Origin of the sequence: Thermoactinomyces mirandus (assembly GCF_013868055.1) — a bacterium.
GTDB classification, from domain to species: Bacteria; Bacillota; Bacilli; order Thermoactinomycetales; family Thermoactinomycetaceae; genus Thermoactinomyces; species Thermoactinomyces mirandus.
Window position 1 is genome coordinate 1 of sequence record NZ_JACEOL010000021.1, and the last position, 7,939, is coordinate 7,939.

Here is a 7,939-nt window from a genome sequence, read left to right on the forward strand (position 1 = left end):
TTCGAGTTGTTCCATCAATTTATCTATTTGTGTCTGTAATAACTCATATTGCTGGAGAAGCAGTTGTAATTCTGTTCGGGCCATAGACAGGCCTGTGGTTAAGCCAACAGAGACCTTGGCAGCTTCTAATAACCGTGTAGCTCGTTTCACACCTACCGCCCGTTTTATTTCTTGCTTCCACGCCTGGACGATTTTTTCAACATTCATTGTTTGAACATCTGAAGGTAATGGAAAGTGTTGCAGAGAGAAAAGTGCTGCTTTTCCTTCCCAATTCCTGAAAACGTCAAGGAACTCCGGGAAGAACCGATCCAACCAGTTTTGAATCCGCCCTTTTATGCTGGCTAAGTCTTTCATTAAACGGTCTCGTAAGTTCATGCCGTTACGAAGTTCGGCATAGATTCCTTCAGGAACCTGCGGTTCGGAGTACCGTCCATCTTGAATTAGCCTGGCAATAACATAGGCGTCTTTCACATCATTTTTGGTTGGGGAATTGTCGTCCAGCTCTTTGCTCCTCTTAACATGCATCGGGTTAACCATGATCAACCGTGTTTCTTGAGAAACTCAGCTAAACTCAGCCAGTAATGGCCTGTTGGTTCGATTCCAAACAGCACCTGCTGTTTGGAGTGCTGTTTCATCAAGGACTTGATCCAAAAAAGCAATTGGCTAAATCCAGATTGAGATTGGCTAAATGCAAGGGTCTTGCCTAATTCAATCCCACGAAAGTCTACAGCCCTTGCAATGTGCTTGTGTTTAGCAATATCTGCGCCTATGATTAAAGTCGATTCGTTGATTTGCTCAATTTTACGATTTTGCTTATACTTCGATTTGGGTACCTCCTTCGCTATTTAAGGGTCCACTGGCCAGTGGGACACCTCGTATGTTAGCAGGAGGTACTTTTCTTTTTCAACCCCCTTTGTTTTTCAAATACAGGAATGCTCCAATTATTTAATATATTTATCGTTTTTTAAAACAAAGGAAAATCTGCCACTTTTGTCTATCTGGATGATAATTATATTCTATTACATGAACATTTGTTTGTATACCCGTTTTTTAAAAATTCCTACTATTCTTAAAATAAGCAACCCCTTTCGCAAGTCTGTTATTTATTGTTTTCCAAAACGGTTTGACCCTGTCATTCATCCTGGCTGATAGACAAATTGTACTTCGTCGGACGTTTGCTGTTTTCGTTAATGTACCTTTTCGAGGCGTTGTGCAAAAACACCCAGGATAAACCTGTCATGAACCCTGTTGCATGGATATGGCAGGGTTTTTGTTGTGGGGGGGGTTCTTTCTTACAAAATTTAAATTTATTATTTATTATGGGATATAAAAAATAATTATTGTTCGAATACACATTTAAAAGGTTGATAGAAAAGAGTTTATGAGTTTACAATAAATTAAGCCTCAAATATAGCTGAATAATAATGATTTAATTAAATTTATTTTAGAAACATATTAAATATATAACCATTCTTTTAACTAAAATTTTTTAATTGATTATGGGTTAATAAATGATTGCTTCCGAATACGAATGTTGCAAGCGATCTTTTATCATAAACAGCGGTAAGCAGATGTTGGTTGTTAGATATATTCTGAAAGTATAAAAAAGTGGGTACAGGGTTTAAAGCAACGAGCCGCGGTCTATTGGCATCAATCAGGAGGAGTGATGGTATATGGTCAGTCAGATGACTTCTTTGGATAAAGAAATACTGCGGGATCTGTTACATAAAATAAACAAGGGAGTATACCAGTTACCTGATTTCCAGCGTGGTTGGGTCTGGAGCGATGAACATATTATCAGCTTGCTCTCCAGCGTTTCCCTCTCCTATCCAGTCGGGGCATTTATGATGTTGGAAACAGGCAACCCGAATGTCCGGTTTCATACTCGTCCCGTGGAGGGAGTGGAATTGGTAGAAACGATTCATCCCGAATACCTTATTCTTGACGGTCAGCAGCGGTTAACATCTCTGTTTCAGGCACTTATGATGGGGATGCCTGTTACAACCAGGGATCACCGGGGGAAACCTATTCGGCGTTGGTATTATATGGATATGAAGAAAGCCCTCGACCCAGCCGTTGAACGCGAGCAAGCGATAATTTCAGTCTCTGAGGATAGAAAAATCAAAGAATTGTGTGTCAGTCCGGCTGATGAAACCAACAAATATGTAGAAGAGTACCGCCAGGGACTGTTTCCACTGAACCTGGTGTACAACACCCAGGAATATAATGTTTGGAGACGGGGATACAACCGCTATTTTCGCCAGGACGATAGCCAGCTGGACTTGTTTGACCAGTTTGAAGACCAAATTATTCAGCGTTTTCAGCAATACTTGGTACCGGTCATTGTCCTGAAAAAGGAAACACCTAAAGAGGCTGTATGCCAGGTTTTTGAAAAAGTGAATACAGGAGGCGTTTCCCTAACTGTATTTGAATTGCTTACGGCAATGTACGCCGCTGATGACTATCGTCTGCGCGAAGATTGGGAAACACGGAAAATCCAGTTCATGGATCAGCCGTGTTTGAAAGATTTATCCAATGACGACTTCCTCACGGCAGTCACTCTGCTTTCCACTTGGGATCGACACCGCCGAAGGGAGAAGTTGGCGGTTGCCTGCAATCGCGGGGACGTGCTGGCTCTGCCACTAGAAGATTACCGAAAATGGGCTGATCCGGTTACCGAAGGTTTTAAAAAAGCGGTTCGCTTTTTATGGGGATTAGGAATTTATGATTCCAAGGATATTCCTTATCCTACACAAATGATTCCTCTCGCGGCAATCCTTACCGCTCTGGGGGAAAGGATAGAGGTGGATACAGTTCGACGAAAAATCGCTCGTTGGTTTTGGTGCGGTGTGTTTGGGGAATTATACGGTTCGGCAGTCCGGACACGTTTTGCCAAGGATCTGGTTGGTGTGCTTAACTGGATCGACGGAGGACGGGAACCTGATACGGTGTCTGAAAGCAACTTCTCCATTCGACGCCTGAACACCCTCCGTACCCGCAACAGTGCGGCATACAAGGGGTTGTACGCCTTGCAAATCAAGCAGGGTGCTTTGGATTTTCGCAGCGGGGAACCGATTAATGTCCAGAAATATTTTGATGAAGCCATTGACATTCATCATATTTTTCCCAAAAACTACTGTAACCGGCAACAAATCGGGCGGGAAAAGGATAGTATCGTCAACAAAACGCCTTTGTCCTCCAGAACAAACCGGATCATCGGGGGCAGTGCACCAAGCAAGTACCTTCGCCAGTTGGAACTGGAATATGGCATTAGCGAAAATCGCCTGAACCAAATCCTCGAATCTCACCTGATTCCGGTACAACCACTTCGAAATGACGATTTTGCAACATTTTATTCGAGACGGCAGAAGGAGCTTGTTTCCCTGGTCGAGAAGGCGACGGGGAAAAAAGTTTCGCGGACTGAGCAGGAATAAAACTGCTCCTTTGTGAATCAGCATCTGCATATGCACCAATTGAAGGAGAGCAATGATGAACAATACAAAGTTCCAGATTGTTATAAATATAGAACATCAGTTGACAACCAAATTCTGAATTAATGTTTCCTGCTGCATAGACGTGGCAGGGTTTTCTATTGAGAAAAAGTTGTCTTTTTCCTAAAATCTAACAAGCCAATTTATTTTTAACAAAATTGACTTTTTTTCAAAAGACTAAGCCTTTTTTTCCCAAGTTGGAGAGTGAGCATATGAAAACAAGTGATGTCAAACACAGCAAGTTTCTCAGCAAAGTCTTGCGCCACAAGCCGGAGATCATCGGAATTCAGTTGGACCAGAATGGATGGGTCAATGTGAAGGAATTGTTGGATGCTTGTCAGAAACGTGGTATTTTAATCGATCGCAAAACGTTGGAGCGGATCGTGGACACAAACGATAAGCGGCGTTTTTCCTTCAGTGAAGATGGACAGAAAATCCGGGCCAATCAAGGGCATTCCATCCCGGTTGATTTGAATCTGGAGCCGATTACGCCGCCCGACAGGCTGTATCACGGGACAGCTACCCGCTTTTTGTCATCTATTTACAATAAAGGATTGGTGAAAGGAAAACGGCATCATGTACATCTCTCCGGAGATCCCGTTACCGCCCGCAAGGTTGGGATAAGACATGGATCTCCCGTCATCCTTCTGGTTCTGGCCAAAGAAATGCATCTGGATGGGTATTCATTTTACCGCTCAGCCAATAGAGTCTGGTTGACGGACTTCGTTCCGGTCCGCTATTTGAGAAGATGGGGGTCTAAAAAATAAGGGAGTAACTCATTTTCTGAGAACTGTTTCCCTGTGTAATTTTCTCTTGTATCTGCAAAGATTTCTATCAGTAATAGATGCAAAAAGGGATCCAAAGCTGTAATATAATTGCACAAGCTAAACATATAATTAACCTCGCCCAAAAATAGGCAGGGTTTTGTTAAAAGTATAATGCGTATCTTTTGAAAAAGGTGAAAGTTATCAAGGCAAAGACGAAGAGAATTCCTGTCCCCGCTGTGTAGTAATGAAACCATTCCGATCCGATATAGATGGACAAAAAGGTAATTACCAGTGTGATAAAAGCATATCTGGCTGCTTTTGAGGTAAAGGAGCCTTTCACATACTCAGAGAGTTAATATGTAACATGTTGCACACCGCTCTCATCAATATCCATTATTACAATTTTTTCAACAGCCAAGCAGTTTGTGCATATTGAGTTAGAGCAATTATTAAATAAATGAACATTATTTTTAGTTTTTTTGTATAATGTAATGAAAGCATAAATTAATTTTGTAATTCTTATAGCTGATTCCTATATATGAATAGGAGAGGATCATATTGAACAAAGTGATTATCTTATCTGTTGGCATATCTATATTTATCTGTTGGCATATCTATATTATTTAGACTAGAGAGGTTTGGTTTTAAAGATAAATTAAATTCAATTAAAAATATTAGTCTAGATCATAGTGGTTTATTTATAAATAAAGTTAATGACCTTACTGATGATATTTTAAAAACTGAAGAAATCTTACCTCATAAATTAGGTGCTGAAATGAATAGTTTAGAGAAATTAGGAGTTCAGAAGGGGGATAAGTTATTTTTTTTAATATCCCATGAACCAGATGGAAAATTAGTTGGAGAACTACTTACTAAATTATCTAAATCTTATTGGAAAGTAGATGCAAATTACATTATGGTTCAAGGGCTTCAAGTAAAAAATGCTGATAAATTCTTCTTAATCGGTATACCTAATTTAGTAGAACATGTTGGAAAGATAATAGAAAAATATCCTTCCTCAAATTACATACGAATGATTAATACTACGGGTGGTTACAAAGCAATTGCATTTTACTTGACAATGCTGGGGATGTTGGAAGGACTTCAAGTAAAATATTTATTTGAAATGTCTGATGAGGTTATTGAAATACCAGCAACACCCGTATATTTTGATTTTGAATCATTGTACCGTTTAGGAATTAATCATGCCCGCCATATGGTCCGGCATAAATTGAATGAGCAAGAATTGGCAAGATTAACAGGTCGTAACATTAAAATGTTACGTCAAGAGTTTAAAGATGTGCTTGTTTGGGATAGCAACAAACAGGTTACATTATCACCCCTTGCAAGACTAGCTTATCTTAAATTAGAGCGGGAAGGTTCAGGCAATTTGTTCTTCTATCATTTTCCAAACGGATAAGTTGAGGTGAAATAATGAATAAGCAAATGATATTAATCATATTTTTAATTTTTATTATTTTCATGGTAACTCTTGCAGCTTATATTCTTCCTATTGGGCCGCAGTATGTATTAAAACTTGAAAAGGATAATTTAAATACAAATCAAACAAATTACCCAATAAAGAGTGATCAGGATAAAGAATATGTCATAAATACCGAGACTTCTAAAGCAGATCATATGGCTAATCAAATTGCATATTTAAATTTTTTACTTACATTTTTAGCTATGCTTGGAACAGTATTGGGTCTTGCTTTTGCTCTCTATGGATATTACCAAACAGAAAAAGTACCTAAATTGGTTAAAAAGTATACAACAACAGAAATCAAAAATCTAGAAGATAAAGTGAAGGAAATTACTGAAGAATTGCAGGATACAATTTCTAATAGTTTAAAAGCATTAATTTGCTTATCAGAACGTTCTATTAAATAAGATTAAAGGATTTGTAAAAATGACACTGTTTATTAAAGTATTGCCTGCAAAATCATTTATATTTAGCTCAACGATTCCATCAGACTTTCGTTCGGGGTCATTTTTAACTTCGTATTTAATGGGAACTGTTTGTACAGAAATTTTAAAGCAGGGTGGAAAAGTTGTTTTACCTAAAATGGAAAAGGCTGAGGATCAATACATTTATCATCCAATCATAAATCAAATAATGGAAAATTCTAATGTAAATTCAGAATTGGGTTGGATAGGTTCAATCCCAAATGTTCTTAGGATTGAAATTCCAAGTTCGTTTAATGAACAATCACTTTTTTATACGTTAAAGCAATCTTGGATAATGATTGGGGAATACATATGGGATCAATTACTGAAGGATAATGCTAAGTTTGGAGATAAAACAAGAGATATTTGGGTATCTCAAATGTCATGCTACTGGCAAATGTACTGGGCATTTGGGAATAATTTAGATTATTTATTTCGTAGAAGCCTTTGGAATACCTATGCTACTCAAGTAGATAATTCATCAAATAGATGTATTCTATTCAAGCAGTTTCAGGAAATATCTGGTCACAATAATATTTTAGACAGGGATTATTTCTGGAACTCAGTAAATGATTCGCTTTATGAGAAGAAAAAAATGACGCTTAATTTAAATATGTTTTCTCATGATAAGATTTATTTAAGTGCAGTTGGTCTTGTAAAGAGAGTTTTTCCTTTATTTTCCAATGAGATAGTAGGGATTTCCATTTTTAATCCTTCCATAAATCAGCTGTATATGTCAGAGGTTTTGTTATTAATTGATTTTGACAGTATTGGTGTGAAGATGGATTATGATCATGAACTGAGTTACTGGCTACTAGAATTCATACGCGAAATCACAAAAAAAGTTAAAAAATTAAGTGCGACAGTTATTTATGCTGGGGGAGATGAATGTCTCATTAAGGTTCCAATAAAGAACTTAATTCCATTACTTAGGATTATTTATGATAAAGTAAATAACAAAAAAGAGTCGAGAAATAATCTGACCATATCTGCAAGTTTATCGGTGTATAACGGGGATATATCATTTAATAAACAAACAAACTATTTAAGATGGTCGATTAAGTATTTAGTAAAAAAAGAAATTAACGGAGATGGGATTTTAGTTAGTAAATGGTCGAAAAAAAACCTATAATTTTATATCATAGCAAATGGGATGATTTTTTTGAAAAAACAAATAATTGTAATGAACTGGAGATATAATACATGCAACTAGTTGAATATTCATTGCAAATAAATTCTACATTTGAAGAGGATATAGCTGTTTCTATTTGTCAATATATGGAACAGAAAAGACTAAAACTTATACAAGATTGGGGAGGTATTTGTTCAAAGATTTATGGTCCCATTCTTTTTCTAAATCAAAAACCTCTTTATCCACTTCCACGTATACTTTATGGAAAATTGGTTGACGGGGTAACTGGTGAAAATAAATTGCAGTTCATTCATCCAGGTAAATTAGTCTCAACAGATATTGGGATAAAGAAACTATGTTTTTTTCTAAAGATTTTCCATTATTGCAAGGATCTGTTTTAAAAGGTTGGCTTACAAGGGAAGGGCTATTACATACTATCAATCATCAATTACCAGCATCCAGAGACATAATTTTAGAAGAAGATCTGACTTATTTATTTTTAAATACCGAATGTAAGAATCACTTTACGATTAAGTTTTACATGGAATATAAAGAAAAAGAAAAGAGAGATTATTTTATTGGATTAGGGCGTGTCTGGTGAA

The 7,939-nt window shown here is 37.2% G+C and carries 7 protein-coding genes and 1 pseudogene; 7 read left to right on the plus strand and 1 reads right to left on the minus strand.

Going from position 1 to position 7,939, the window contains the following annotated elements; genetic code table 11:
- Window positions 1-845 (minus strand): annotated as a pseudogene (locus tag H2C83_RS18480) (IS110 family transposase); the annotation flags it as partial.
- Between the two features lie 828 nt (window positions 846-1,673).
- On the opposite strand from H2C83_RS18480, the gene H2C83_RS06600 reads away from it, so the two are divergent.
- From H2C83_RS06600 to H2C83_RS06630, 7 genes are all read left to right on the plus strand, one after another.
- A complete protein-coding gene (locus H2C83_RS06600) occupies window positions 1,674-3,434 on the plus strand; it encodes a DUF262 domain-containing protein (protein ID WP_181739012.1) in 1,761 nt (586 codons plus the stop codon).
- Window positions 3,435-3,703: 269 nt separating this feature from the next.
- Window positions 3,704-4,258 (plus strand): RNA 2'-phosphotransferase, encoded by a 555-nt coding sequence (locus H2C83_RS06605; RefSeq protein ID WP_181739014.1) that lies wholly within the window; start codon window positions 3,704-3,706, stop codon window positions 4,256-4,258.
- A gap of 583 nt (window positions 4,259-4,841) precedes the next feature.
- Window positions 4,842-5,678, plus strand: coding sequence for a putative CRISPR-associated protein (locus H2C83_RS06610; RefSeq protein ID WP_181739016.1), 837 nt, complete (start codon window positions 4,842-4,844; stop codon window positions 5,676-5,678).
- A 14-nt stretch (window positions 5,679-5,692) separates the two neighbouring features.
- Window positions 5,693-6,148, plus strand: coding sequence for a hypothetical protein (locus H2C83_RS06615; RefSeq protein WP_181739018.1), 456 nt, complete (start codon window positions 5,693-5,695; stop codon window positions 6,146-6,148).
- Window positions 6,149-6,167: 19 nt separating this feature from the next.
- The gene (locus H2C83_RS06620; RefSeq protein ID WP_181739020.1) at window positions 6,168-7,337 is read left to right on the plus strand and encodes a Cas10/Cmr2 second palm domain-containing protein; all 1,170 of its coding nucleotides are present in this window, start codon (window positions 6,168-6,170) and stop codon (window positions 7,335-7,337) included.
- Window positions 7,338-7,408: 71 nt separating this feature from the next.
- Window positions 7,409-7,738, plus strand: a complete 330-nt coding sequence (locus H2C83_RS06625; protein ID WP_181739022.1) for a hypothetical protein — start codon at window positions 7,409-7,411, stop codon at window positions 7,736-7,738.
- Window positions 7,720-7,938, plus strand: a complete 219-nt coding sequence (locus tag H2C83_RS06630) for a hypothetical protein (RefSeq protein WP_181739025.1) — start codon at window positions 7,720-7,722, stop codon at window positions 7,936-7,938. Before H2C83_RS06625 ends, H2C83_RS06630 begins: the two co-directional genes overlap by 19 nt.
- Window position 7,939 lies beyond the last annotated feature (1 nt).

Bases quoted from the DNA above. Each gene is read 5' to 3' on its own strand.
- H2C83_RS06600 (WP_181739012.1), top strand. From the start codon at position 1,674: ATGGTCAGTCAGATGACTTCTTTGGATAAAGAAATACTGCGGGATCTG.
- H2C83_RS06605 (WP_181739014.1), top strand. From the start codon at position 3,704: ATGAAAACAAGTGATGTCAAACACAGCAAGTTTCTCAGCAAAGTCTTG.
- H2C83_RS06615 (WP_181739018.1), top strand. From the start codon at position 5,693: ATGAATAAGCAAATGATATTAATCATATTTTTAATTTTTATTATTTTC.
- H2C83_RS06620 (WP_181739020.1), top strand. From the start codon at position 6,168: ATGACACTGTTTATTAAAGTATTGCCTGCAAAATCATTTATATTTAGC.
- H2C83_RS06625 (WP_181739022.1), top strand. From the start codon at position 7,409: ATGCAACTAGTTGAATATTCATTGCAAATAAATTCTACATTTGAAGAG.